12 protein-coding genes, 1 tRNA gene and 1 pseudogene are annotated in these 25098 nt (G+C 65.2%); 4 read left to right on the top strand and 10 right to left on the bottom strand.

From position 1 onward, the window contains the following. Positions 1 to 5: 5 nt before the first annotated feature. The 4 genes from FA85_RS04345 to FA85_RS04330 all read right to left on the bottom strand — a co-directional run bounded on the left by FA85_RS04345 (position 6) and on the right by FA85_RS04330 (position 12756). Positions 6 to 5237: an RHS repeat-associated core domain-containing protein gene (locus FA85_RS04345; RefSeq protein WP_036111533.1), complete on the bottom strand. Its 5232-nt coding sequence runs from the start codon at positions 5235 to 5237 to the stop codon at positions 6 to 8. Between the two features lie 19 nt (positions 5238 to 5256). Next, positions 5257 to 6276, bottom strand: a complete 1020-nt coding sequence (locus FA85_RS04340; RefSeq protein ID WP_036111535.1) for a hypothetical protein — start codon at positions 6274 to 6276, stop codon at positions 5257 to 5259. Between the two features lie 198 nt (positions 6277 to 6474). Then, the gene (locus tag FA85_RS04335) at positions 6475 to 11685 is read right to left on the bottom strand and encodes an RHS repeat-associated core domain-containing protein (protein ID WP_036111537.1); all 5211 of its coding nucleotides are present in this window, start codon (positions 11683 to 11685) and stop codon (positions 6475 to 6477) included. Positions 11686 to 11739: 54 nt separating this feature from the next. Beyond that, positions 11740 to 12756, bottom strand: coding sequence for a hypothetical protein (locus FA85_RS04330; RefSeq protein ID WP_036111539.1), 1017 nt, complete (start codon positions 12754 to 12756; stop codon positions 11740 to 11742). Between the two features lie 200 nt (positions 12757 to 12956). On the opposite strand from FA85_RS04330, the gene FA85_RS04325 reads away from it, so the two are divergent. Together FA85_RS04325 and FA85_RS04320 are read left to right on the top strand one after the other, a co-directional pair. Beyond that, positions 12957 to 13033, top strand: a tRNA-Arg gene (locus FA85_RS04325). Positions 13034 to 13060: 27 nt separating this feature from the next. Beyond that, complete coding sequence (locus tag FA85_RS04320; RefSeq protein WP_036111542.1) at positions 13061 to 14437, top strand: FAD-containing oxidoreductase; 1377 nt, start codon at positions 13061 to 13063, stop codon at positions 14435 to 14437. Positions 14438 to 14442: 5 nt separating this feature from the next. Here FA85_RS04320 and FA85_RS04315 read toward each other — a convergent pair whose 3' ends face one another. The 5 genes from FA85_RS04315 to FA85_RS04295 all read right to left on the bottom strand — a co-directional run bounded on the left by FA85_RS04315 (position 14443) and on the right by FA85_RS04295 (position 20829). Next, positions 14443 to 15873: an esterase/lipase family protein gene (locus tag FA85_RS04315; RefSeq protein WP_036111545.1), complete on the bottom strand. Its 1431-nt coding sequence runs from the start codon at positions 15871 to 15873 to the stop codon at positions 14443 to 14445. A 54-nt stretch (positions 15874 to 15927) separates the two neighbouring features. Further along, a complete protein-coding gene (gene xseA / locus FA85_RS04310) occupies positions 15928 to 17274 on the bottom strand; it encodes an exodeoxyribonuclease VII large subunit (RefSeq protein WP_036111547.1) in 1347 nt (448 codons plus the stop codon). Between the two features lie 98 nt (positions 17275 to 17372). Next, positions 17373 to 18980, bottom strand: coding sequence for a carboxyl transferase domain-containing protein (locus FA85_RS04305; protein ID WP_036111550.1), 1608 nt, complete (start codon positions 18978 to 18980; stop codon positions 17373 to 17375). A gap of 124 nt (positions 18981 to 19104) precedes the next feature. Continuing rightward, positions 19105 to 19491 carry a hypothetical protein gene (locus FA85_RS04300; protein ID WP_036111552.1) on the bottom strand — a complete coding sequence of 129 codons (387 nt, stop codon included), beginning with the start codon at positions 19489 to 19491 and terminating at the stop codon, positions 19105 to 19107. Between the two features lie 162 nt (positions 19492 to 19653). Then, a complete protein-coding gene (locus FA85_RS04295) occupies positions 19654 to 20829 on the bottom strand; it encodes a thiolase family protein (protein ID WP_036111556.1) in 1176 nt (391 codons plus the stop codon). Between the two features lie 262 nt (positions 20830 to 21091). Between FA85_RS04295 and FA85_RS22340 the strand changes: the two are divergent. After that, positions 21092 to 22110, top strand: a pseudogene (locus FA85_RS22340) (S8 family peptidase); the annotation flags it as partial. Then, positions 22111 to 23925 carry an autotransporter family protein gene (locus tag FA85_RS22655; protein ID WP_051974344.1) on the top strand — a complete coding sequence of 605 codons (1815 nt, stop codon included), beginning with the start codon at positions 22111 to 22113 and terminating at the stop codon, positions 23923 to 23925. Between the two features lie 9 nt (positions 23926 to 23934). Here FA85_RS22655 and FA85_RS04285 read toward each other — a convergent pair whose 3' ends face one another. Further along, a complete protein-coding gene (locus FA85_RS04285) occupies positions 23935 to 25092 on the bottom strand; it encodes an isovaleryl-CoA dehydrogenase (RefSeq protein ID WP_036111563.1) in 1158 nt (385 codons plus the stop codon). Positions 25093 to 25098 lie beyond the last annotated feature (6 nt).

The following is a 25098-nucleotide window of genomic DNA, read 5'->3' as shown; positions in this document are numbered from 1 at the left end:
AACGGTTAGAAGGTATAGACAGTGACTTCCGGCAAGTTGAGCACTTCCATGAGAATCGGGTCGGCGGCGGAGTAGCAGTGCCCGACGATGATGTCGCCGGGCTGAGAAAGCCACTTTCGAATCTTGGCCGGACTTTTGCCAGCGATATTTTTGGTTCTGATTTTCAGGCCGGGGTTGCCATATTTGAAGAAAGCATTAGCTGCCGAGAAGTTGTCTTCCGGTTGAAAACGGCTGTCAGCATGAACTCTGATCCCATTTTTATAATTGTCTCCGAGCGCGTTTCCGTGACCGCCAGTAAGGCCGATAATTTTATGCTTGCTCTTCTGAGCTGCCCTTTTTTTCGCGATCGCATCCATCACTTCGCCGACGATTGTGCCGTTCGTCATGGTGTCGGTGAAATAAACAGTGCCCCCAGCGGCGTTCTTAGCTTTGAACCATTGGGGGGCGATGTTTATCTTGTCGGGATCGTTAAGAATAATTCGGTTCGGTATTTGAGCACTTACGGCGGGCGCGCCCACGTAATGGTTAACCTTTCCCCCAAAGGGATGGACGGCCTCAATCAAGCCTGAGTCGGTAGTTCCTGGATGAAGGGTGGTCGCTGTCACGGTCGGTGTTCGCCCGGTCGCCCCTTGCGTCGCTGACCGCCGGGCGCCCACGAATCTCCCACGCGGCGCTCCCATTTTTGGTGCTGTCGACATCGCACCCGACGCCAGCCCCGTTCCGAACGCTATCCATCCCAGGATGCCGGCGGTCTGTTCATCGCCGGTCGCCGCCGAGGCCAGGGCGCCGACCTCCACGGCCACCGACGTGACCTCGAGTACCGCGGCGGCGGCCATGACCATCATGGTCGGTGTCGATACCGCCGCGGTAAGGCTTCCGGCGGCGGCCGCGGCGACGACGCCGAGCAGGGCGCCGCCGGTCGCAACCACCGCGACGGCGGCACCGATGGCGCCCAGCGCGAGGCCGAGCCAGTCCCACCACGCGCTCCCCGTGGGATCGATGCGGTTGATCGGATCGCCCGCGCAATAGGCGTAGCGATTGACGCCGCCCGCGCCGAAGGGGCTCGCGCGGTCGGGGCTGAGGAAACGCCGCAGTGCTGGCGAATACGGGCGCTCACCCAGCAGATACCAGCCGGTATCCGCGTCGCAGACCTCCCCGGCGAAACCGGACCGCGCCGCGTCGGAGGTCGCTTTGCGATCGCCGTAGGCCCCGTAGGTACGCGTCGCGACGGCATCGCCGGCCTCGAGAATCACCGAACCCTGCGGGTCGTTACCCAGCAGCCATGTCCTGCGCAGGTCACGGCTGAGGACGGACTCGGCGACGACCGTGCCGCCGGATCGCAGGAAACGCCTCTGCTCGTCGTCGTCGAATTCGCCGTAAAGTTGTCCGTCGTCGTAATAGCGGAGGGTGCTGCGTTCCTGCTGGACGACCTGTCCTATCCGGCCGTCGGGACCGTAGGCGTAGTCGGTGCGAACGTTGCTGGCCGATGTGACCGAGGCGAGCCGACTCGCCGCATCCCACGTCAGCACATTGCCCAGCCCGTCTTCGATCACGTTGCCGTTGTCGTCGTAGCGGACGACCAGCGGGGTGCCGTAGCCCGGGTAACTCGCGAGGCTGCTTTCCACGCTGACGAGGCGGTCGAGGTCGATGGCATCGTAGCCGTAGGCGGTCCGGTTGAAGCGGCCATCGACGAGCGTGGTCTCGACGCTGCGCAGATTGTCGATGCTGTCGTAGTCGAAGCGTTGCGTGCGATAGGCATGACCTGCTTCGTCGACGGGATATTCCCCGTCGATGGCGTCGATAGTGTGGACGACGAGCCGGCCCCGGGTGTCGTATTCCATGCTTTCTTCGCGCAGGGGCGACACATCGTCGTTACCGAACCACCGCTTGCCGGTCACCTTGCCGTCCCTGCGCCACTCCAGGACCAGTTTCCGCCGTGTGCGCTTGCCGGCGCGCTCGGCCAGCCAGGTAGTGCCGGCCACACGGCCGAGATCGTCGTATTCAAGGCTCTCGGTCACCGACCCGCCCGCGTCGGTCGTCGCGGTGCGTGAGGTCGGGCGTGAAAGACCGTCGTAGGCAAAGGTCACATCGACGAGCCCAAGACCTTCTTTTGTCACGTGCTCGAGGCGCTCGGTACGCCCGCATTTGTCATAGTGAAAAACCTGGGTGGCTCCGTCGATCCCGCTTTTGACCAGTTCGACCCCACACGGTGAAACGATCACTTCGCTCGAGCGGGACGTGTCGCCCATGGTCACCGTCTGCTTGGTCATCCGGCCCAGGTAGTCGGTTTCAATCCCCATCTCGCCGCTGTCGCTCTTGATCGACTTAGGCATGCCGCCGATCGGATGGTAGGCAGCCGTTCTCAGCACGACCGGCGGGTCGGATGCGAGCGTTTCCGTCACTACCGCCTCGTTGAGCCAGGGCTCGTAAGTCCGGCGGATCTCTCCGCCCGCGGGCAAGTGCTCGCTGGCGGCGTTGAACTGGTCGGGCCTGTAGTCGTAACGTCGCGTCAGGCTGCCGGAGGTTTCGCTGAGGAGACGGCCCAGGCCGTCCCAGTCCTGGCGGCCGAGGCGCAGGGCAGGGGCCCCGTCCGCGGGCGTCACGGACATGCTGGTCGGTAGTGCCTCTTCGTGCCCGGCCGCGAAGGTGTACGCGACCGCCGTTCCGTCGGGGAGCGTCACCTCGGTCAACCGTCCGAGAACGTCCCAGTGCTGCGCCGTCACCTGGCCCAGCGGATCGACGATCTCGATGCAACGACCCAGGCCGTCGTAGCGCCATTGGGTCACGGCCACTTCGCGGGCCGCGCCTTCGTCGTCCCAGATACCGGATGCCGCCCGCCGTTGTCGGCCGGCCGCGTCGGTGTCGGTCGACTGCCAGCCACCGATGCGCCGTCCATCGGCCTCCTGCCACGCTGTCGTGCGGGTGACGACCTCACCGTTCACCTCAATGAGAGCCGTTTCGCTCCGGGCATGACTTCCGTCCGGTGCCGTCCGGTCGCTGCATCGGCCCCAGTCGTCGTACTTGAATTCCGTGCGAAGCCGTAGTGGCGCATCGCTCGCCAGACGATCGTAAAGGACCTCGGCCAGCACCTGACCGAAGTGGTCGTAACTCACCTCGCGGACGGTCATCATGCTCCCGTCGGGCAGCGGCTCTTCCTCGGCGGTGACCCGTCCCTGTTCGTCCAGCCTCGTCCGGTGTGGCAGGCCGGTCACTCCCCTGCGTTGCACCCAGCGGCTGGTTGTCGACACATGGTATTGCCACTCGCTTGTGATCACTTCCTGTTCCCGACCGCGTGCGCGGCTTTGTGTTTTCGGCCGGGAGAGATTGTCGTAGATGGTGTAGGTGTGATTGCCCAGCGCGTCCATGCTGCCCCGCAGCTGACCGCCGACAAGGGCGACCTCTTCTTCCGTGGTACTGGTCACGCCGTCAAAGGTGGTTTCGATGACCGTTGTGACGATGGTCTGCCTGCCTGTGTCGGTTCGGTATTTGAACTCGCGGGTCAGGCTCAGGCCGTCCTGCGTGCGCGATTCCTTCGACAACGCGCCGTGACGATCGCTGTGATCCAGGATGAAATGCTGCTCGCTGCGGGTCAGCGGGTCGTCGCGGTCTTTTTCAACGAGGGTTTCCTCGCAAGCCTGCACGTAGAACGTCGGCGCGCGAGGGGATGCCACGGCGCGCGCTGCGCCGGCCGCGACCCGTACAGGCACGTCACGGTACTGGTAACGCGTCGTGAGCACCGGACCGCCGCCCGGTCCCGGCTCGACGGTTTCGCTCTTCAGCCGATACGCCAGTCCGAGCGGATCCGGTGGGCAGAGACCGCTCTCACCGCCCAGGGGGAAATACGCCGAGCGCTCCACGATACCGGTGGCGCCGTCCCGGTGCGAGATCAGGTTGCCGTCGTCATCGTAGGTGTTATCGGCGATGGTCACCTGTTTTACGGTCGGGTTGCGCTTGTCGTACAGCGTGGTAGTGATCGAATGCGGTAGCTGGAAGCTCGTCTTCTGTCGGACGAACGGGACGCCGCGCTCCTCGCCATAGACCGTCTTCACCTCCTGGACCACCGTGCCCCGGGTCGTGCTTTCGCGGACGATCAGATGGAAATGGTTGTAGGTTCGTTCGATCGTGCAAAGCGTGTCGCCGTTACTGGCGACCTGGGTTTCCCGCGACCCGTATACGAATCCTTCGGCGTCGCCGTGATGCAGCAACTGATCGTTTCGGTTTTCCCACGACGTGACAAGGGGATGGCCGAGGTAATTGTTGGCACCATGCGTGTTGTAGGCATACCGGCTGGTTTGCAGCACCGTCGTGCGATCGGCGTCGAGTACGCGGCGGCGTTCGGCGACGGCGGGCATGTAGCGTCGCCCCGCCCCCGGTGGAAGCTGAATGGACTCCTCCGCATACTCCACGACATCGAGGATGCCATCGGGCGATGTGACCGAACGCAGCAGTGCGAGATAGGGCGGTTCCAGGCTGTTCTTGTAGCCGAAAGCCCACACGGCTTCTTCTTCGTCGCGAACGGGCTCAGCGTTGAGTTCCGTGAGCGCGGGGATGCGAACGCGCTGCAAGGTGTCGCCCACGCGCGAAAAATGCAGTTCCACCGGCGCTGTCAGCCCGGTGAAGATGGTCAGGTGGATGTTGCCGCGATCCGGGTAGGAGAGTATGAGCAAGGGCTGACCCTCGTCATCCACGACCCGTGTCAGAACAGGCGTGCCGTGTGGCCCGCTTTCCCATGTCAGGTGAATGGCGTCGCCACTGGGGTTGACGATACGCTGGGGACGCAGACTACTGGAAGAGCCGGCGGCGGGGGCGAGATATTCGATGACACCCGTGGCGTGCTCGAGTACCGCGGTACTGTTATCGCCAGCGGTGAGCCGAAAGCTCTTTAGCTTACGGTCGGGAAAGCCCGAAGGAGTGCCGGGGAACAGACGGTCGAAACGGTGACTGGCGCCGCTGCCGAGCACCAGCATGCCGACGTCGCGTTCCAGCCGGGTGACACCCAGATGCCAGCCCGTGCCGAAACCATCATCATTGCTGCTCAGCGCATCGTAGTTCAGGCGGAACTCGAACGAGGGACCGCGTAGCTGGTTGCCCTTGCCGGTGGTCAGATCGATGCCTGCCGAGTACATCCCGGTGCGAGGATCGACGTCACCACTGACGTGACTGTAGAAGCTGAAGGCACCGGAGTAGAAGTCGTCATTGGCGAGGGCGCCTTGTGTTTCGGGAGACCGACCGGTCATGAGCGTGCACTCCTTCGCGTCAGAGGAACCTTAGTTGATCGCGCGTTCCCGTGACGAATCCGAGTCGGCACGTATGCTTGTTGCCGTACATGTCGGTCACCTCTATGTCCACCGGGCCACGCGGCACGAGCTCGTCGTCGGCTTGCGGCACATCGTCGTCGCTGGGTTGCGGGATATCGATGCGTCCACAAAGCATGATGACCCCTTGTTCGGGATACACCTTATCGAGCAGGGGAAGCGGCTGGCCTCCCACAGGTACTCTGTCGTCCCAGTGAATTTCGCTTTCTCCCGGACTTGCATAGCCGGTGAAACACGGGTTCTCCGTGAAAGGGAGTTCGTTTTTCCAGTGGATCATTCCCGCCGGGCTGCAACGCATGGACCTGATGGTCGGACCAGGCGAGGCGGTGGGCTGCAGGAACAGCAGGTGGACCTCATTGAAGATGCCCGCCCGCGAGGACCCGGTCCCACGGGTACCGGACGGGCCGAGGCGGAACTCGGCTGGCGTATAAACGGGTGGGGTCACGGCTCGGACCAGCTTGTCCGCACCCGTGTCGAGTCTGCTGTTGTACGGGCCTTCCTGGCCGTCCGGGTCCAACACGTAGCCATCGGTCCGATACGTCCACTTGTTGTCGCCGGTAACGCGGAAAGCGAGTGCAAGAGGCGCGCGCAAGGCGTCGGCCGCCGCATCGACGTAGAATTCCAGGTAGTCCCCGCCCGCGAATGTCGTGTCGGGTCGGCGACCAAGACCGGGGTGAGGCTCGTAGCCTCGGAAATCGCGTTGTGCTGACCAGCCCCGATGTCGCTCGCCGCCATCTTCCGAGATGGGGATTTCGACTTCCGGCTTCGCGTAATCGATCAGGCGTACGCTGTCCTTTTCGCTCTGCGTCAGCTTCACCGGTTCGAAATTGTACTCGGCCTCGATGTAGAGACGGACGTAGGCTTGTTGCCGGCCGTTGGTGTAGACAAGGCTGTCGACATGGAGCGAAACCCGGGCGATTCTCCAGCTGTCATCCGCGGCGTTGGGTGTCTGCGCGTTCATTGCTACTCCCTTTGCAATTCAATCCCTGGTGGTCGCGTCATACGGTAACGAGCGAGCGCCTTGTCACAGTTGACGGCTTACTGGCCGTGTTGTCGATATGGCATGGGTTGTAAGCCTGCCCGGCGCTTAACCGGCAGGATCGATGCAAGTCGCCGTCGGCATGGCGTCAGTGGTATCCACGGAGCGCGAGGTACACCCTCACACGGCGTAGAGGGTGATTGAAAAGATGTTGAACCGCTTCATCAACCGTCGGTCGGCGCCGCTGAAGCAGTACGCGTTGATGATGTGTGCATCTTTCATGTTCCAGTACTTTTCGATTTCGGATTTCGACATCCCCGATATATCGACGACGGAGATGTTGCTCTGGCTGTTTCCCGAGATAAGCGACATTTTCGGGATGCGAGCCTTGTCGTCCCAAAAAAATTGCTTGTGCCCCCAGAGGCGCCAGCCGGCGAGCCAGTTGAATCCCGCGAAGTTGCCATGGACTCCGGTCAATACGATGATTTTCTTCGAGTCGTTCAGTTTGCCGATGTTCCGTATGACGCCATCGGTGACGTCGCTCGCATCGATGGGGGCGTCGTTGAAATGCACGATGCCACCGTTGCCGTTCGGTCGGCTCGACCATTGAGGCACGACTTCAGGGCGTCCTTTATAGCCGGTCCGGATGAGTCGACCATCAGGCAACTGGCCCCTGGGCCCTTTTTTTGCGAGGTGAAGCGTGACCGAGCGTCCACCGTAATCGAATTGAAAGGTCGAGTGCCCGGCGCCGCTCCTTCGCCATGTGGGGAGAGGCAAGCGACGTGCGCCTGGCGCTCCCGCGGCATGCTTCGTGCCGACAAATCGAGTCGCGGCGCGTCCCGCCGCAGGTCCCACGGACAGCGCGCCGGAGGCCACGCCGGTGCCGAAGGCGACCCAGCCCAGAATGGAGGCGGTTTCCTCGTCGCCGGCGGCGACCGCGGCGAGCGAGGCGATCTCGACAGCGGCCGAGGTGACCTCCAGGATCGTGGCGGTGGCCATGACGACCATCGTTGGGGTGGACACGGCAGCGGTGAGGCTTCCGGCGGCGGCGGCTCCGACCACGCCTAGCAGTGCGCCGCCGGTGGCGACGGTGGCTACGACCGCGCCGATGATACCCAGGGCCGCGCCCAGCCAGTCCCACCAGGCGTTGCCACCGGGATCGATCCGGTTGACCGGATCGCCCGCGCAATAGGCGTAGCGATTGAGGCCGCCAGCGCCGAAGGGGCTGGCCCGGTCGGGGCAGAGGAAGCGTTGCAGCCTGGGCGAATACGGTCGGTCGCCGAGCATGTACCCGTCGATGTCCTCGTCGCGGGCTTCGCCCGCGAAGCCGGTGCGCGCACCGTCGTCGGTCGTATCCCGGTAGCCAAACGCGCCATAGGTACGCATCGTCGTCGCGTTCGCGCCGCTTTCGACGATGGCCGAGCCTTGCGGATCGCTGCCGACGAGCCAGGTGGTGCGCAGGGCACCCGCGAGCACGCTCTCGGCGACCACGGTACCTCCGGCACGCAGGTAGCGACGTTGATCCGTGTCGTTGAACTCGCCATAGACCAGGCCGTCGTCGAAGTACCGGTAGGTGGTTTGCCCCGCCCGTCGTATCCGCCCGATCCGGGCGTCAGGCCCATAGCCGTAGTCGGTCCGGACGCCGTCGGCCTGGCGTACGCCGATCAGCCGGCCGGCGCCATCCCAGTCGATTCTTCGCCCCATGCCATCGTCGACGAGGTTACCGTTGGCGTCGTAGCCAAGGCGGAGCGCCGTGCCGTATCCGGGATACCCGGCGAGCGTGCTGTGGACACCGACCAGACGATCGCGGTCGATCGTGTCGTAAGCGTAACCGGTGCGGTTGACGCGTCCGTCGACGAGCGTGGTCTCCACCGCAAGCAGGTTGTCGATGTCGTCGTGAGTGAAACGTTGGGTGCGATACGCGTTGCCTGCCTCGTCGACCGGGTATTCACCGGCGAGGGCCATGGCGATGGTATGGGTCTCGAGCCGGCCCCGGAGGTCATAGTCCATGGCTTCCTCGCGCAGCAGTCGATCCTCGGCGTCGTACCACCGTCTGCCCGCCAGTTTGTCGTCGTCGCGCCAGTGCAGGGTGAGCGCGCGTCGCGTCGCTCCGGCCTCGTTGTCGATGAGCCAGGTCGTGCCCGACACGCGGCCGCGTCCGTCGTAGGTCACGCGCTCGGTCAGCGAGCCAAGGGCATCGGCGATCGTGCACGTCGACGGTCGTGACAGCGCGTCGTAGTCGAAGGTGATTCCGACGATCGCCAGGTCGTCGTCGGCAAGGTGGTCCACGCGGACGACGCGCCCCAGATCGTCGTAGACGGACACCCGACGCACGCCGTCGACGCCGGTCCTGGCCAGCTCCAGGCCACCCGGGGATACCTCGACGTTGCAGGAACGCGTGGAGTCGTCCATGCGTATCTCCTGTCCGGTCATGCGACCGAGATAGTCGGTCCGGATCCCCATGACGCCGATGTCGCTGCTGAGCGACACCGGCACGCCGACGCGTGGATGGTAATTGGCCTTTTTCAGCGGTACGGGTGGATCGGTCAGCAGCGTTTCGGTCAGCAGGGCCTCGTTGAGCCAGGGTTCGTAGGTACGGTGGATCTCCCCGCCGGCTGGCAGATACTCCCGCTCGGGGTTGAACTGACCCGGCACATAGGCATACCGACGGGTCAGGCTGCCGGCGGTTTCGTGTGTGAGCCGACCCCATCCGTCCCAGTCCCGGCTGCCCAGCGGGATCGTATCGCCGCCCCCGGCAGGTACGAGGCCGATCGTGGCGAGCAATTCACCCTCGTGCCCGGGAGCATAGGTGCGCCGGACGACCGCGCCATCGGGCAGCGTGGTGTCGAGCTGGCGGTCGAAGGCATCCCAGCTTTGCCCGGTGATCCGGCCGAGCGCGTCGACCGTCCGGACACAGCGGCCCAGGCCGTCGTACTGCCATTGCGCAAAGGGCCCCTCGACGGCGTTGCCGAGCCCGTCCCACTCGCCGACCTGGCTACGGCGTTGCCGCCCGGCGGCGTCGGTGTCGGTCGACTGCCAGCCACCTATGCGCTCGCCGTTCGCTTCCCGCCACACGGTTGTCCGGGTGAATACCTCGCCGTCGAGCCGGACCAGTACGGTCTCGCTCCGGACATGACTGCCATCGGGGGATGTCACCCTGGCGCACTGGCCCCAGTCGTCGTAGGCGTAGCACGTGGTCAGCTTCAGCGTCCTGTCGTTCGCGAGGCGATCGTACCGTGTCTCCCCGGCGACCTCGCCGAGGGGGTCGTAGGTCAGCGTGCGCACCGTCACCAGCTGACCGTCGGCCAGCGGTTCGTCTTCCCTGACGACGCGCCCCAGCTCGTCCAGCCACGACCTGTGCGGCAGGTCGGTGGTGCCGATGCGCTCAACCCAGCGCTCCCGCGTCGACAGCTGGAACCGCCAGCGCGTCACCGAGAATTCGTCGGACCTGTCCCGGTATCGGAGCGCTTCGGTCATGCGTCCCAGCCGATCGTAGCGGAAGTTCGTGTAGATGCCGTTGCCTTCCATGTTGCTCAGAACGAAGCCGCTGAGCAGCATGCGGGTCTCCCGCTCGATCTGGACGATGCCGTCGTGTGTGGTCCGCTTCGTCTGGGTGGTCAGCGTCCTCATGGCCGTGTCGAGTTCGTAGCTGTAGTCGACGCGTGCCATCAGGTTGTCCTGAACACGCGTTTCCCAGAGGATTGCGCCATGCTGTTCGCCCTGGTCGACAATGAACGCCTGCTCGCTTTCCCATAGCGGCTCGGCGACGCCCTCGATATGCACGGCTTCGGCGCACGCTTGCACGTAGACCTCTGGCGTGTACGCCGTCACGGCGTTCCTTCGGCGGACGGGCAGCGCCGTATACCGGTATCGCGTGATCAGCGTGGGGCCGGCGCCCGGCCCAGGTATCGCGACCTCGCTCGCGATCCGGCGCGTGAGCCGCAAGGGATCGGGTGGACAACGGTCGCCATCGCCGTCGAGCGGGTAATACTCGAATCGCTCCGTAACGCCCGTGCCATCGTCATGACGGTAAACGACGTCGCCTTCGGTGTCGTAACGGCTCTCGACAGCGACGGTCCGGCGGACGTCATCGTGGCGCGCGTCGTAAAGGGTGGTGACGACCTTGTGCGGCAGCTGAAAGCTTTTGGGCTGGCGCGCGAACGGCTCGCCCGGAATCTCGCCGTATTCCGTGGCGACGTCCTGCACCACATGGCCCCGGGTGGTCACCTCGCGCACCAACAGGTGGAAATGGTTATAGGTGCGCTCGATGGTACACAGGACAACGTCATGATCGTCCAGTTGCGTCTCCTTCGAGCCGTAAAAGAAGGAACTGGCAGCGCCATGGTGCAGTAGCTGGTCGTTACGGTTCTCCCATACCGACACCAGCCCGAAGCCGTAAAAATTTTTGTCGCCATGCACGTCGTAGGTGTAGCGACTGGTCTGCAACACGCGGCTGCGATCGGCGTCGAGCACGCGGCTGCGTTCGGAGACAGCGGGCATATAAGTCATGGGTGCGCCTGTCGGCAGGCACAGCGCGGTTTCCGTATATTCCACCTGATCGCGTACGCCATCGGGCGAGGTCACCGCGGCGAGCAGGGGCAGGTAGGGCGGATCGAGACTGTTGCGATACTCGAACGCCCAGACCGGCTCTTCCTCCTCACGGACAGGCGTCGCGTTCAACTCCATGAGTGCGGGAATGCGAACGCGATCCAGCTGGCTGCCGGTGCGCTCGAAGTTCATCTCCAGCGGCGCCGAGGGTCCGGTAGCGATAACGAGCTGGACGCGCGAGGGATCCGGATAGATCAGACGAAGCAGGTCGACACCATCGTCGTCGACGACCCGGGACAGTACGGGCGTGCCGTTGGGTCCGAGTAGCCAGACGAAATGGATGGCGTTGCCGCCAGGATTGACGATGTGGGCGGGACGCAGGACCGACGGGCGGTCGTCCAGTGGCCTGAGGTACTCCACCACGCCGGTCGCGTGTTCGAGCACGGCCGAGCCGTCCCAGGCCGGGGTCAGCCGGAAACTGTCGAGTTTGCGGTCGGGAAAGGTGGTCTCATGCCCAGGGTAATACCATTCGATGCGGTGACTGTCGCCGCTGCCCAGCGTCAGTATGCCGCTGTCCGTATCGAGCTCGGTGATAGCCAGCCGCCAGCCGACACCGAAGCCATCGTCGTTCGTGCCGAGCGCGTCGTAGTGGAGACGAAATTCGAAATGCGGGCCGCGCAGGAGGTTGCCCTTACCGGTGGGCAGATCGATCGCGGCCGAGTACATGCCGGTGCGGGGATCGACATCCCCGCTGACATGGCTGTAGAAGCTGAAGGCGCTGGAGTAGAAGTCACCGCTGGCGAACGGCGAGGCATCGCGGTTGGTTCCGTTCCCTTCCTGCATGACGAGACTTCCTGTTGAACGTGCCGCGCAAGTGCCGAGCGTGCCGCCGCGCTTTCAGCTGACCTTCAACGTGTCGCGCTCGCCGGCGACGAACCCGATATGGCAATGTTGTTCGCTGCCGTAGGTATCGCGCAGCGTCACCTTGACGGGCTCCTGCGGCGCGCCGCCATGGTCGGCGCGCCGGATGTCGTTCCGGCCACACAGCATGATCGTTCCCTTGCCGGGTATGGCGACGCTGAGTGTCGGCCTCGGGAGGCTGCCCACAGGTACCTTGTCATCCCATGTGATCGCGGTGCTGCCCGGCTCGGCATAGCCCGTGTAGCATGGGTTGTGGGTGTCCGGAAGCTCATCGATCCAGTGGATCATCCCCGCCCGCTCACATTTCATGCTGCGCAACTCCACGACGCGCCCACCGTTGACGATGGACACGGTGACGATGTCGTCGAAAATGGTGACATCGGGCGCGTCGCGGTGTCGGTAGCCCGCCCGTCTGTCGAGGACGAATTCCGAAGTCGCGTAAACGATCGGCGGCTCGGCGCGAACGGCCTTATCCGGTCCGGTGTCGTAAAGGGTGTTGAATGCGCCTTCGTCACTGCCGGGCTCGAAGACATAACCGTCCGTGCGATACCGCCAGCCATTATCCCCGGTGATGGTGAAGCCAAGCATCAGTGGGCCGGCCAGTGCTTCGGCGTCAGCCGAAAGGTAGAGTTCGACGTACTCGCCTCCGGCGCTGGGCGTGGAAGGCGAATGGCCGTTCCGCGCGGCGGCCGGGTGATAGGCATATTTATTGTAGACGCGCTGCGCCGACCAGCCTTTCCAGGCCGTGGCACGAGCCTGCGTCGAGAACGGTATGGCGTTCCGCGGCGAGTTGTAATCGATGAGACTGACGCTCGCTATTTCGGTCGGGGTCAGGGGCACGGGATTGCCGTTGTTTTTTGCCTCGATATAGGCGCGAACACGCACCTGCTGGTGCTCGTTGGCATAGAGCAGATCGTGATCGACGTAGAGGGCGACACGGGTGACTTTCCAGTCGGGAGCAGCGGTGGTCGAGGTGGCTTTGCTGCGTTTCATGGCACATCCTTGTGCAGAGCTGCGTGCTTCGGTCACATTCAACGACCTGGCCCTCCTGATGTCGATAGGACGTGTGTCGTAGGCGCATGCGGCACCTAATAGGCAGGTGGGGCGCACATCGTTCTTCCGATACGGTGTTTCGGTGTGGGCGTGCGGGCGCTTTCGCTGGAAGGGCGGCCTCAGGTATCCTGACGAATGTTGGCCCCGTAGCTCAGCTGGATAGAGCGTCCCCCTCCTAAGGGGAAGGTCGCCCGTTCGAATCGGGCCGGGGTCACCATCATTCTCAGCGCCCCCGGAGTTCCCCATGAGCCGTTCCTTCGACGCCATCATCGTGGGGGCCGGTCAGGCCGGACCCGCGCTCGCCGCCCGCCTGACCGCCGCCGGCAAGACCGTCGCCATCATCGAACGGCATCTGGTCGGCGGAACCTGCGTCAATACCGGCTGCAAACCGACCAAGACCCTCGTCGCCAGCGCCTATGCCGCGCATCTGGCGCGTCGCGGTGCCGAATATGGCGTGCGCGTGGGCCAGGTCAGCATCGACATGCCGGTGGTCGCGGCACGGGCGCGCAAGGTGATCATGGACTCGCGCAAAGGCAACGAGGACTGGCTGGCCTCCATGCCGGGGCTCGAGCTCATCCGTGGGCACGCACGTTTCGTCGGGCCGCGCCGGATCGAGGTCAATGGTGAAACCCTCGAAGCGCCCCAGGTTTTCCTCAACGTCGGCGGTCGGGCAAGGGTGCCTGACTTCCCCGGTCTGGACGAGGTCGACTACCTGACCAACAGCACGATCATCCCGCTGGAATCGCTGCCGAGCCACCTGGTCGTGGTCGGCGGCAGCTACATCGGTCTGGAGTTCGCGCAGATGTACCGTCGCTTCGGTTGCGAGGTGACGGTCGTCGAGATGGGTCCGCGGTTGATCGGTCGCGAAGACGAAGACGTTTCTGCTGAAGTCCGGTCGTTCCTGGAGGACGAAGGCATCACGGTGCGCACGGGCGCATGCTGCATCACCGTGCATAAGGACCCCGCCGGCGTGCGCGTGGGCGTCGACTGTTCGGAAGGCGCGCCTCAGGTCGTCGGCAGCCACGTGCTGCTCGCCGTGGGTCGTCGCCCCAACACCGACGATCTCGGGCTCGATGCGGCGGGCATCGCAACGGATGAGCACGGCTACATCGAGGTGGACGATCACCTGAAAACCAGCGCCGACGGCATCTGGGCGATGGGCGACTGCAATGGCAAGGGCGCCTTTACCCACACGGCATGGAACGATTACGAGATCGTCGCCGCGAATCTGCTTGACGGGGAAGAGCGCAAGGTCAGCGACCGCATCCCCGGATATGCGCTCTACGTCGATCCGCCGCTGGGTCGGGTGGGTATGACGGAGACACAGGCCCGTCAGTCGGGCCGGCCCTTGCTGGTGTCGAAACGCATGATGACCCGCGTCGGGCGTGCCGTGGAGAAGGGCGAAACGCGTGGCTTCATGAAGATGGTCGCCGATGCGGAAACGAAGCAGATCCTTGGCGCGGCGATCCTCGGCGTCGGCGGGGATGAGGTGGTGCACGGTGTGCTGGACATGATGAATGCGAAGGCGGACATCGGTACCTATCAGTGGGCCGTGCCGATTCATCCGACGGTGTCGGAATTGATTCCGACCCTGATCGGGGATCTCAAGGCGGCGGACTGAGGCGCTTACACGATATCCATGCCGGACACCGGCTGGCTGAAATCCACAGCCTGCAGATTCTGCGTCAGCCGAAACACGCCTTCCGCCACGCGGCGCGACAGCACCACATCAAGGATCGTCGTCTCATGCGGCCCCAGCGCGTCGAGCAGGTCGTCGTCAGACGCCGTGGCGGCGACGATGTGCCGGATCAGCCCGGTGACATCGGCGGGCTGGATGCGCACGCCATAGGGCCGGTGCGACGGCTGCGCCGGGCGCAGGACGCCGCCGGGCTGGCGCGGATCGGGCACGGGGGCGTCACCGGCGAACAAGGCGTAATTGAGGAACATCGTGACCGTCGCCGCGCTGCGCGAACTGGCCTGGCGGTCGGTCGAGAAGCCCGGTGGCAGATCGTTTGGCGACGCGGTGGGCCCGGCGGTCAGGAGGAACCGCGCATCGCGGAGCGGTTCACCGCGATCGTCCAGCAGGCGGAATATGAGCAGGCTCCGCGGATCGTGGATGTGCGTGCGCGAGGTGAGAAGCTTTTTTTCCGTCTCGACCTTGTCGCGGTCGCGCTGCGCGTTCTCCGTGGCGAAGGCGTCGCACAATGCCGCGTACGATGCCGCCGAACTGACGGCGAGACAGCGCAGGATCGCGTCGATCGTCACGGTGGAAGGAGGCTCCGACGCCATGATGCCGTGCTCGCCGCCGGAATGAGCGAGCCCGGGCAACAGCTTGAACGCACTGCGCGGCGCCTTGCTGATCGTCATGTCGAGCGTCGCCGTGCCGGCTCGCTGCGTAAGCACGCAGTGCCGCGCGTTGAGATTGGCCGCCGCCATGCGCACCACACCGTCCGACCCGTCTTCTCCGGTGTATGAGTTGACGAAGTCGTAGAACTTGCGGTCCGGTCGATCGCCTGTCAGGTTGAACAACCACGTGCCGTGCGCGGCCGGGTCCGGACCATGGATTACGTCGAGCGCCTGCGCTACGGATTCCGGACTGCCGTGCTCCAGCCAGTCGAGGATGCGCTGCCCCGGCTCGACACCGTCGAACCAGGCCTTGAGGTGGCCGACGACGCTCTTCCCCAGCGTTGCCAGAGCGGACCCGAAGTGTGCCGGCGCCAGCATCACCAGATGCCGCAACCGGATCGGAGCGAACAGGGTCGGGCGGTCACGCTGGGCATGCAGCCAGGCCATGGCGACCGGCCCACCGGTGGAATGGGTGATGCAGTCGAACGTGCCGTCAGGCAGGGAAAGCCCGCGTAACGCGTGATCGAAGGCGCGGACGATATCGTCCATCGTCACGCTGTCGTCGAACGTGACGTATTCGGACAGGTGGATGTCGAGAACGCGGAGCGTCGACCCCGCCTGGGCGGCGCGGTCAGCCAGTGCCTTCGGCAGGCTGCCGTAGGTGGACGTGTTGGTAACGCTCCAGCCATGCACGAAAACCAGCGCGCTCATGCCCCGTTCCTCGATTACCGGATCAGCTGAGCATAGCCGGGGTCGCCGGGCGAATCAGTCCTCGCGACGGACTTTGAGCTCGCCATCGCCGAGCATCACGCGCAGACGGTCGCCGACGGCGACGTCTCCCGCGCGGCGCACCACCGCGTCGCGCTCGTCGAAGACGATCGCGTAGCCACGTTCGAGCGTCGCCAGAGGACTGACCGCGTGCAGCGTGCGCGCCTGCTCGGTGACGCGTGCGCGATCGCGTTCGATGCGACGTGCCATCGATGTCCTCAGGCGCAGGCGCAGATCCGCGATGCGGCGCTGCGAGGGGGCGAGGCGAAGCCGCGGATGCTGGGCGGCCAGGCGCGCCTGCAGGCGGTCGAGGCGGGCACGGCGAAGCGCGTTCGACTGGGCGGTCGCCGTGACGAGGCGGCGACGAAGTGCCTCGAGCCGCTGGCCATCCCGCGCGAGGCGCGCCTGCGGACGTTGCGCATTGAGGCGTGCCTGCCAGTGATCCGCACGCTGGGCGGCCGCCTGAAGGCGACGAGCGATCAACGTGGCCATGCGCTGGCGCAGGCGATCGAGCCGACGTTCGAGGTCGCCGGCGTCCGGTACCAGGAGCTCGGCGGCAGCCGATGGCGTGGCGGCGCGCAGATCGGCGACGAAGTCCGCGATGGTGAAGTCCACCTCGTGGCCGACGGCCGAAACGACCGGAACGGCACTGGCATGGATGGCGCGAGCCACGGCTTCGTCATTGAAGGCCCAGAGATCCTCCAGCGAACCGCCGCCACGGGTCACCAGCAGCACATCGTAGCGTCCGCTGGCCGACGCCCGCCGCAGCATGGCGGCAATGGCGGGCGGTGCTTCACGGCCCTGCACGGGCACGGGCAACACGTCCACGTCGGCGAGGCCGAAGCGACGGCCGAGTACGCTGAGGACGTCGCGGACCGCCGCGCCCGAGGGCGAGGTGATGACGCCGATACGCTTCGGATAGGCAGGCAGCGCGCGCTTGCGCTCCGCGTCGAACAGACCTTCGGCGCCGAGACGCGCCTTCAGCTGCTCGAACTCACGCTGCAGGGCGCCTTCGCCTGCCGGCTCCATGTGGTCGGCCACCAGCTGGAACTCGCCGCGCGCCTCATACAGCCCGACCTTGGCCCGCATCAGCACGTGCATGCCGTCCGTGGGACGAAAGCGGAGCCGCGATGCGGCCGTGCGGAACATGGCGCAGCGCACCTGAGCGCCCGCGTCTTTCAGCGTGAAATAGACATGGCCCGACGCGGGGCGCGCGACATTCGACAGCTCGCCTTCGATCCAGACGCCCATGGGCAGGGCGTCTTCCAGCAGATCGCGCACCAGCCGGTTCAGGCCGGATGGCGTGAATATCTCGGGAGGGGAGCGGTCGTCGAAGGCGGGCATGGACCGGGAAGCGTAAAGCGTAACGGGCCACCCGTAAACCCGGAATCGTGAACAGGAATGCCTTTTCGGTTAGCGCCTTACGTGTAACGGTTAACCCATTACATGCGGAACACGCCGAACCGGCCCTGTTCGATCGGCGCATTGAGCGAGGCGGAGATGGCCAGGCCCAGTACCCGACGGGTGTCGGCCGGATCGATGATGCCGTCGTCCCAGAGCCGCGCGCTGGCGTAATACGGGTGACCCTGACGTTCGTACTGGTCACGCACGGGCGCCTTGAACGCCTCTTCGTCGTCGGCGCTCCACGAGCCACCGCCGGCCTCGATGCCATCGCGGCGCACGGTGGCGAGCACGGACGCCGCCTGTTCGCCACCCATCACGCTGATGCGCGCGTTCGGCCACATCCAGAGGAAACGCGCGCCGTACGCGCGACCGCACATCGCGTAATTGCCCGCGCCGAAGCTGCCGCCGATGACCACGGTGAACTTGGGCACGTGCGAGCAGGCCACCGCGGTCACCATCTTCGCGCCGTCTTTGGCGATACCTGCGTTCTCGTACTTGCGGCCCACCATGAATCCGGTGATGTTCTGCAGGAACACGAGAGGTATGTTGCGTTGGTTGCACAGTTCGATGAAGTGCGCACCCTTCTGCGCGGACTCGCCGAACAGAATGCCGTTGTTGGCGACGATGCCCACCGGATAACCGTGGATATGTGCGAAGCCCGTGACGAGCGTCTTGCCGTAGCGTGCCTTGAATTCGTGGAATTCGGAATCGTCCACGATGCGTGCGATAACTTCATGGATATCGAACGGGCGCCGCGTGTCCTCCGGAATGACCCCATACAGTTCGTCCGCGGCGAAGCGCGGTTCGACAGGCGCGCGCACGGCCAGCGGCTGCTTCTTGACCCGGTTCAGCGATCCGACGATGTCGCGGGCGATAGCCAGGGCGTGCGCGTCGTTCTCCGCGAAGTGATCCGCGACGCCGGACACCGCAGTGTGTACGTCCGCGCCGCCCAGCGCCTCGGCGTCGACCACTTCACCGGTGGCGGCTTTGACCAGCGGCGGGCCGCCGAGGAAGATGGTGCCCTGCTCGCGAACGATGATGGTCTCGTCGCTCATCGCGGGCACATAGGCGCCACCCGCGGTGCATGAGCCCATGACGACGGCGATCTGCGGGATACCCTGCGCGCTCATGCGCGCCTGGTTGTAGAAGATGCGGCCGAAGTGCTCGCGGTCGGGAAAGACTTCGTCCTGCAGCGGCAGGAACGCGCCGCCGGAATCGACCAGGTAAATGCATGGAAGGCGATTCTCCATCGCGATTTCCTGGGCACGCAGGTGTTTTTTCACCGTCATCGGGAAATAGGTGCCGCCTTTGACCGTAGCGTCGTTGGCCAGTACGACGACTTCCTGTCCCATGACCCGGCCGATACCTGCGATGACGCCCGCCGCCGGTGCGGCATCGTCGTACATGCCGTGCGCCGCGAGCGGAGCGATTTCGAGAAACGGAGAGCCGGGGTCGAGCAGGGCGCGGATGCGCTCCCGGGGCAGCAGTTTGCCGCGCGCCACGTGTTTTTCGCGCGCCTTCGCGCCGCCGCCTTCCGCCGTCCGCTTCAGCGTGTCGCGCAGGTCGTCGGTGAGTGCGCGCAGGCGGAGGCTTGCCGCCTGGAACTCGGAAGAACGGGTATCGAGCTGCGAATCGAGAATGGGCATGGGGACATTCGCGCGAGGACTAAACGAACATCATAACGGGGCGGACCCGAAGGAAAACGCTGCAACGCGCCAAGAAAAAAGGGCCGCCCGAAGGCGACCCTCTTTCGTCCGTAAGCCGTGAGGCTTACTTCTTGGTGCTGTCGTCCTTAGCGCTGTCAGCGTTGGAAGCAGCGTCCTTCGCCTGGTCAGCCGACTTGTCGGCCTGATCAGCAGCGTTGGAAGCGGCGTCCTTGGCAGCCTCGGAAGCGCCACCGGCGGTCGAGGCCGAAGCGGCCTGCGAAGCCTGAGCGGCAGCGTCCTTGGCCTGGTCAGCGGACTGCTGAGCCTGGTCGGCAGCCTGCGACGTGGCGGCATTGGCCGACTGGTCGGCGGCCTGCTGGGCCTTGTCAGCCTGCTGCTGGGCGTCGGAAGCCGACTTCTGGGCGTCCTGCGCGGAATCCTGCGCGCCGTTGCTGCAAGCTGCCAGAAGCGCGACGAGCGCAGAGGCGAGAAGGGTACGCGTAAAATTCATTGTGTTTCTCCTTAGCCGTGGAATGCCGTGAGGCGGGCGTATTAATAGCCTAGTTGTCGTGACATAGCTATAAACCTCATCGTGCCGCTTCAGTGGGCATTAAAGCCCATGTATTTGGCGTGATCACGTTTCGGTGCGAGCTTTATCCCTTCGACCCCGGTTTCACACCAGTTCGATGGCGATTGCCGTTGCCTCGCCGCCACCGATACACAGCGCGGCGACACCCCTTTTTGCGCCACGGGCCGTCAACGCATTGAGAAGGGTGACCACGATGCGGGCGCCGCTTGCGCCGATCGGGTGGCCCAGTGCGCATGCGCCGCCGTGGACGTTGACCTTGTCGTGCGGCACGTCCAGCTCGCGCATGACCGCCATCGGCACCACGGCGAACGCCTCGTTGATTTCAAACAGATCGACGTCGCCGACGGACCAGCCCGCCTTCGCGAGCACCTTCGAAATGGCGCCGACCGGCGCCGTGGTGAACCACTCCGGCTCCTGCGAATGCGTGGCGTGGGCGACGATACGAGCCAGCGCGGTGACGCCACGCGCCTTTGCCTCATCGGCGGAAAGCAGCACGAGCGCGGCGGCGCCGTCGGAGATGCTGGAGGAGCTGGCGGCGGTGATCGTGCCGTTTTCCTTGCGGAAGGCGGCGCGCAGGGTCGGGATTTTAGCGGTATCGGAGCGGCCCGGCTGTTCGTCCTCGGCGAAGTCCTGCGGGCCCTTGCGACCCTGCACGGTGACCGGAACGATCTCGCCAGCGAACGCGTCGGCCTTCTGCGCCGCCTGCGCGCGTTCGACCGAAGCGATCGCGAAGGCGTCCTGCTCTTCGCGGGTGAAGTGGTACTTGTCCGCGCACCGTTCGCCGAACACGCCCATCGACTGACCGTCGTACGGGTTGGTCAGCCCGTCCCACGCCATGTGGTCGACCAGCTGACCGTCGCCATAGCGGATGCCTGTGCGCGCGTTGACCATGTGCGGCGCGTTGGTCATGGACTCCATGCCACCCGCGACGACGATGGAAGCCGACCCGGCCTTGATCAGGTCGTGGGCCAGCATCATGGCCTTCATGCCGGAACCGCACACCTTGTTGATGGTGGTGCAGCCCGCCGAGGTCGGCAGGCCGGCCTGGAGAGACGCCTGGCGCGCGGGCGCCTGGCCGAGATTCGCGGGCAGCACGCAGCCCATGATCACTTCACTGACATCGGCCGGCGCGATGCCGGACTGTTCGAGCGCCGCCTTGATGGCGACCGAGCCGAGCGTGGGCGAGGGGACGCCGGTGAACTGACCGAGGAAAGAACCGATGGCGGTGCGCTTGGCACCCGCGATGACGATCTCAGACATGGGGACTCCGTGGGACATCGTATGGCCGCCCTGGGGAGGACGGAAACCGGTCGAGTATCGCAGTGGCAGCAGGGGAGGGGCAATCTGCGCTGCGACACGCCCCTGGGCGGCCCCGCGATGCCGTGCCGGCGGCAGTTTTCACGGACGGGTTCAATATTTTGCCGACTGGATGAGATTTTTCGCAAAGTCGTGTGGCACCATCCGTTCCACATGTCCGCCAGAGTCGGCGTGGGACATTGACGTCTGAAATCAGGGGTATAACGTGAATACGACGAATCTGCTGCGTCAGCGCGAGCTTGCGCTGGCCGTGTGCGTGAGCCTGGGTCTGACCGCCTGCGGTGGCGGCGGCAGCAGTGCGCCGAGCCGCAACATTCCACAGGTGGTGGCGCCCCAGACGCCGCAGACGCCAAGCCCTCCGGTCGACCAGCCACCGGTGGATATCCAGCTGACCGCGACAGGTGCGAACGCCGCGCATGCCGCGGGCCTGACCGGTTCGGGCGTCGCCATCGGCATCGTCGACAGCGGCGTCACGGCGGCGAGCCCGGCGCTTTCCGGCCGGGTGACCAACAAGTTCACTTACGTCGATCCGGGCACCAACAACCTCAAGGTCGACGATGTTGTCGGACACGGCACCGCCGTGGCCGAAATCGCCGCGGGCAAGCCGTTCGGCCAGTTCGCCGGGGGCATCGCTCCCGATGCGACGATCGTCTCCGCGCGTATCGTCAGCGATACGACGCCGAAGGACGACGGTTCGGGCAAGGGCAACAAGGTGACTTCGGCGGATCCGCTCGGCACGGTCAACGAAGCCGTGTTCCAGGCGGGAGCGCGTATCTCCAACAACTCGTGGGGCGGCTTGTACTGGGACGCGTCCGATGCGGCCACCACGGCCAGCTTTGCCGATGCGTATAAACACGCTGCGCTTTCCTCCAGCGGAACGGTCTACGTATTCGCGGCCGGAAACGATGGCGCGGCGAATCCGTCCGATATCGCGGCGCTGCCGCTTCGCGCGCCTTCCGTGGCGGGCGGCTGGATCGCCGTTGTCGCTCTGAACAGCCACGACACGAGCCAGATCGCCTCGTATTCGAACCGTTGCGGAGACGCGAAGGCGTTCTGCATCGCGGCGCCGGGTGAGGTGCTGACACTGGCCGCGTCGTCGACCGCCGCCAGGCCGGCCTACCAGGTGTGGACCGGTACGTCGCTCGCCGCCCCCAGGTCGCCGGCGCGGCGGCCGTCCTCCTGCAGACCTTTCCGCATTTCGACAACGAAGCGCTGGCCGACCTCATGTTCAGCACGGCCGACGATCTGGGCGATCCCGGTGTCGACGCCATTTATGGGCACGGCCGCCTCAACCTCGGCAAGGCGATGCTTGGCCCGGCGAGGCTCGATCATTCCTTCCGCGCGGACATCGGCTCGGCCAACGTAACGTTTTCGAACGACATTTCCGGCGACGGCCTCAACGTCTACGGTAGCGGCAAGCTGACCATCACGGGCACGAATACGTTTTACGCGCTGAATGCGCAGGACACGACGACCGTAGAGGTCATGAAAGACCTTCCCGCGGCGCGAATCACCGTGCAGGACGTGGGAGCGAAGCTCATCGTGCACGGCGATCTCGGACAGGGCCAGACCAACGGCTTCCGCGACAGCGTGGACGTCAACGGCACGCTCGAACTGACGGCGCATCCCACCCAGATAAAGGCGGATCTCGGGCTTTACGGGCCATCGCGTCTTTCGCTGCTCCTCGGCGCTCCCGTGAACGTCGCCGGCGCCGTACGGATTTTTGGCGGCGATCTGTATGTCGCCGGCGCCGTGCCCGGCTACACGGTGACCAGTCACCAGTCACTGGTCACCGCTGATTCGGTGACCGGCACGTTCACCAGCACGACGTTCGCGCAAGGCGTCTTCCTGTCATCGACGGTCCAGTACGCACCTAAGGAAATCTGGCTCGACACGACCAGCCTGAGCGTGACCGCCGTGGCGAACTCGAATGCGGTGATGGCGCGCTCGGCCGCGGCGACGACCTCGGCGACGCGCCTTGACGGAGCCTTCCAGCAGATCGAGGGCTCGCTGGCGGGCCCGGTGGCGGCGGCATCCGCGCCGCCCGTGACGACGCTCGTCGCCGCCGGCCAGATCCAGCAGTCGCGCACGGACGCGGTGGCGAGGGCCTCGCTGGAGTCTCTCTCCGGCCAGCTGTATGCCGCTGGCACCGCCGTGACGCTCGCCGGTATCGATGCCAGCAACGACGCGCTGATCTCACACCTGGACCAGCAAGGCTCTGGTGCGTGGACGCAGTCCCTCGATTCACGCGGGGGCATGAGCCGCGGCGGGTTCGGCAACGTCGGTTTCAACCTCAACGGTGGCCTGGTCGGCAACGACATCCGTCTCGGCCTCAACGGCTTCGCCGGCGTCGCCGTCGCGCAGATGTCGAGCCACGGCCAGCTCGACGGCAGCTTCGATCGCCAGCGCAGCCGTTCCACCGCCGGCATGTTCTATGCCGGCTCGCGTGGCGCCAACTGGTACGGGGTGGGGCAGTTCGGCTTCGGCAGTTTCCGTGGCGACATGCGCCGCCTGCTGCGTTTCGGCGACCAGGCCGCGTTCGCGGGCAGCGACCAGAACGGCAGCTACCAGTCCGCTTACGGCGAGGTCGGCTTCCGCAGCCATGCGGGCGCGTTCACGCTCACGCCGTTCGCCAACGTCGAGTACGCGAGCATCCGCCGCGATGGTTTCTCGGAAACCGGTGGCGACGGCTTTGGACTGACCGCCGATGGCCACACCACCTCGCGCTGGCAGGCGGGGTTCGGGCTTCGCGCGGGCGGTTCGTGGCTCACCACGCGCGGTGCGCTACATCTGGATGCGAAGCTGGGTTGGCAGAATGCGTTCGCGACGAAGGGCGAGGTCTTCGCGGCACGCTACACGGGCTTTTCGCAGTGGGCGCCGGTCGACGGCATCGGCCTGTCGCGCCGGGCCGGCACGGCAGGCGTGTCGCTCGGCTGGGACATGACGGCCAGTACCCAGCTGGGCTTCAACGTCGACCAGCGTTTCGCGGACCGCGATCACTCGCGTTCGGCGAACGCGAGTTTCCGGATGAACTGGTAGGCCGGCGGATTACGACTTGCCGTGGAACAGTTCACGGCCGATCAGCATGCGACGGATCTCGTTGGTGCCGGCGCCGATCTCGTAGAGCTTGGCGTCGCGCAGCAACCGGCCCGCCGGGAATTCGTTGATGTAGCCGTTTCCGCCCAGTGACTGGATCGCTTCCAGGGCGACCTTCACCGCGTTGGTCGAGGCGTTGAGCAGGCAGGCGGCGGGGTCGATGCGCGACTTCACCCCGTTGTCGAACTGCTGGGCCACCATGTAAGCGAACCCGCGTGACGACTGCAGCGCGGTGTACATGTCCGCGACCTTGCCTTGCATCATGCCGAACGTACCGATCGGCGCGTTGAACTGCTTTCGCTCGCGGACATACGGAAGCACGAGATCCACCGCCGCCTGCATGATGCCGATGGGACCGCCGGACAGCACCAGGCGTTCGGTGTCCAGCCCGCCCATCAGCACGCGCACGCCTTCGTTCACTTCGCCGACGATGTTTTCGGCGGGAATCTCGCAGTTGTCGAACACCAGTTCGCAGGTGTTGGAGCCGCGCATGCCCAGCTTGTCGAGTTTCTGCGCCGTCGAGAAACCCTTCATGCCCTTCTCGACGATGAATGCGGTCATGCAGCGGCTGCCCGCGGGGCGCGGGGCGGTGCGCATGTAGACCAGCAACACGTCGGCGTCGGGACCGTTGGTGATCCACATCTTGGTGCCGTTGGCCACCCACTTGCCGTCGATCAGTTCGGCCTTGCAGCTCATCGATCCGACGACGTCCGAACCGGCGCCCGGCTCGCTCATCGCCAGCGCGCCGACCCACTCGCCGGTCGCGAGTTTCGGAAGGTACTTGCGACGCTGTTCGTCGTTGCCGTTGTGGTAGATGTTCTGCACGCAGAGATTGGAGTGCGCACCGTAGGACAGACCGACCGAGGCCGACGCGCGCGAGATCTCCTCCATCGCGATCATGTGCGCAAGAAAGCCCAGGCCGGAGCCGCCGTATTCCTCGGGAATGGTGATACCGAGCAGGCCCATCTCGCCGAACTTGCGCCAGAGGTCTTCCGGAAACACGTTTTCGCGATCGATGCGATCCGCGCGCGGTGCGATTTCCTTGTCGGCGAACGCGCGGACGCTTTCACGCAGGAGGTCGAGGTCGTCGCCGAGGGAGAACGGGCGCATGGTGCA

It is taken from the genome of Luteibacter mycovicinus, assembly GCF_000745235.1.
GTDB classification, from domain to species: domain Bacteria; phylum Pseudomonadota; class Gammaproteobacteria; order Xanthomonadales; family Rhodanobacteraceae; genus Luteibacter; species Luteibacter mycovicinus.
The sequence above is the reverse complement of the archived record's forward strand: the minus strand, read 5'-3'. Positions and strand labels throughout refer to the sequence as shown.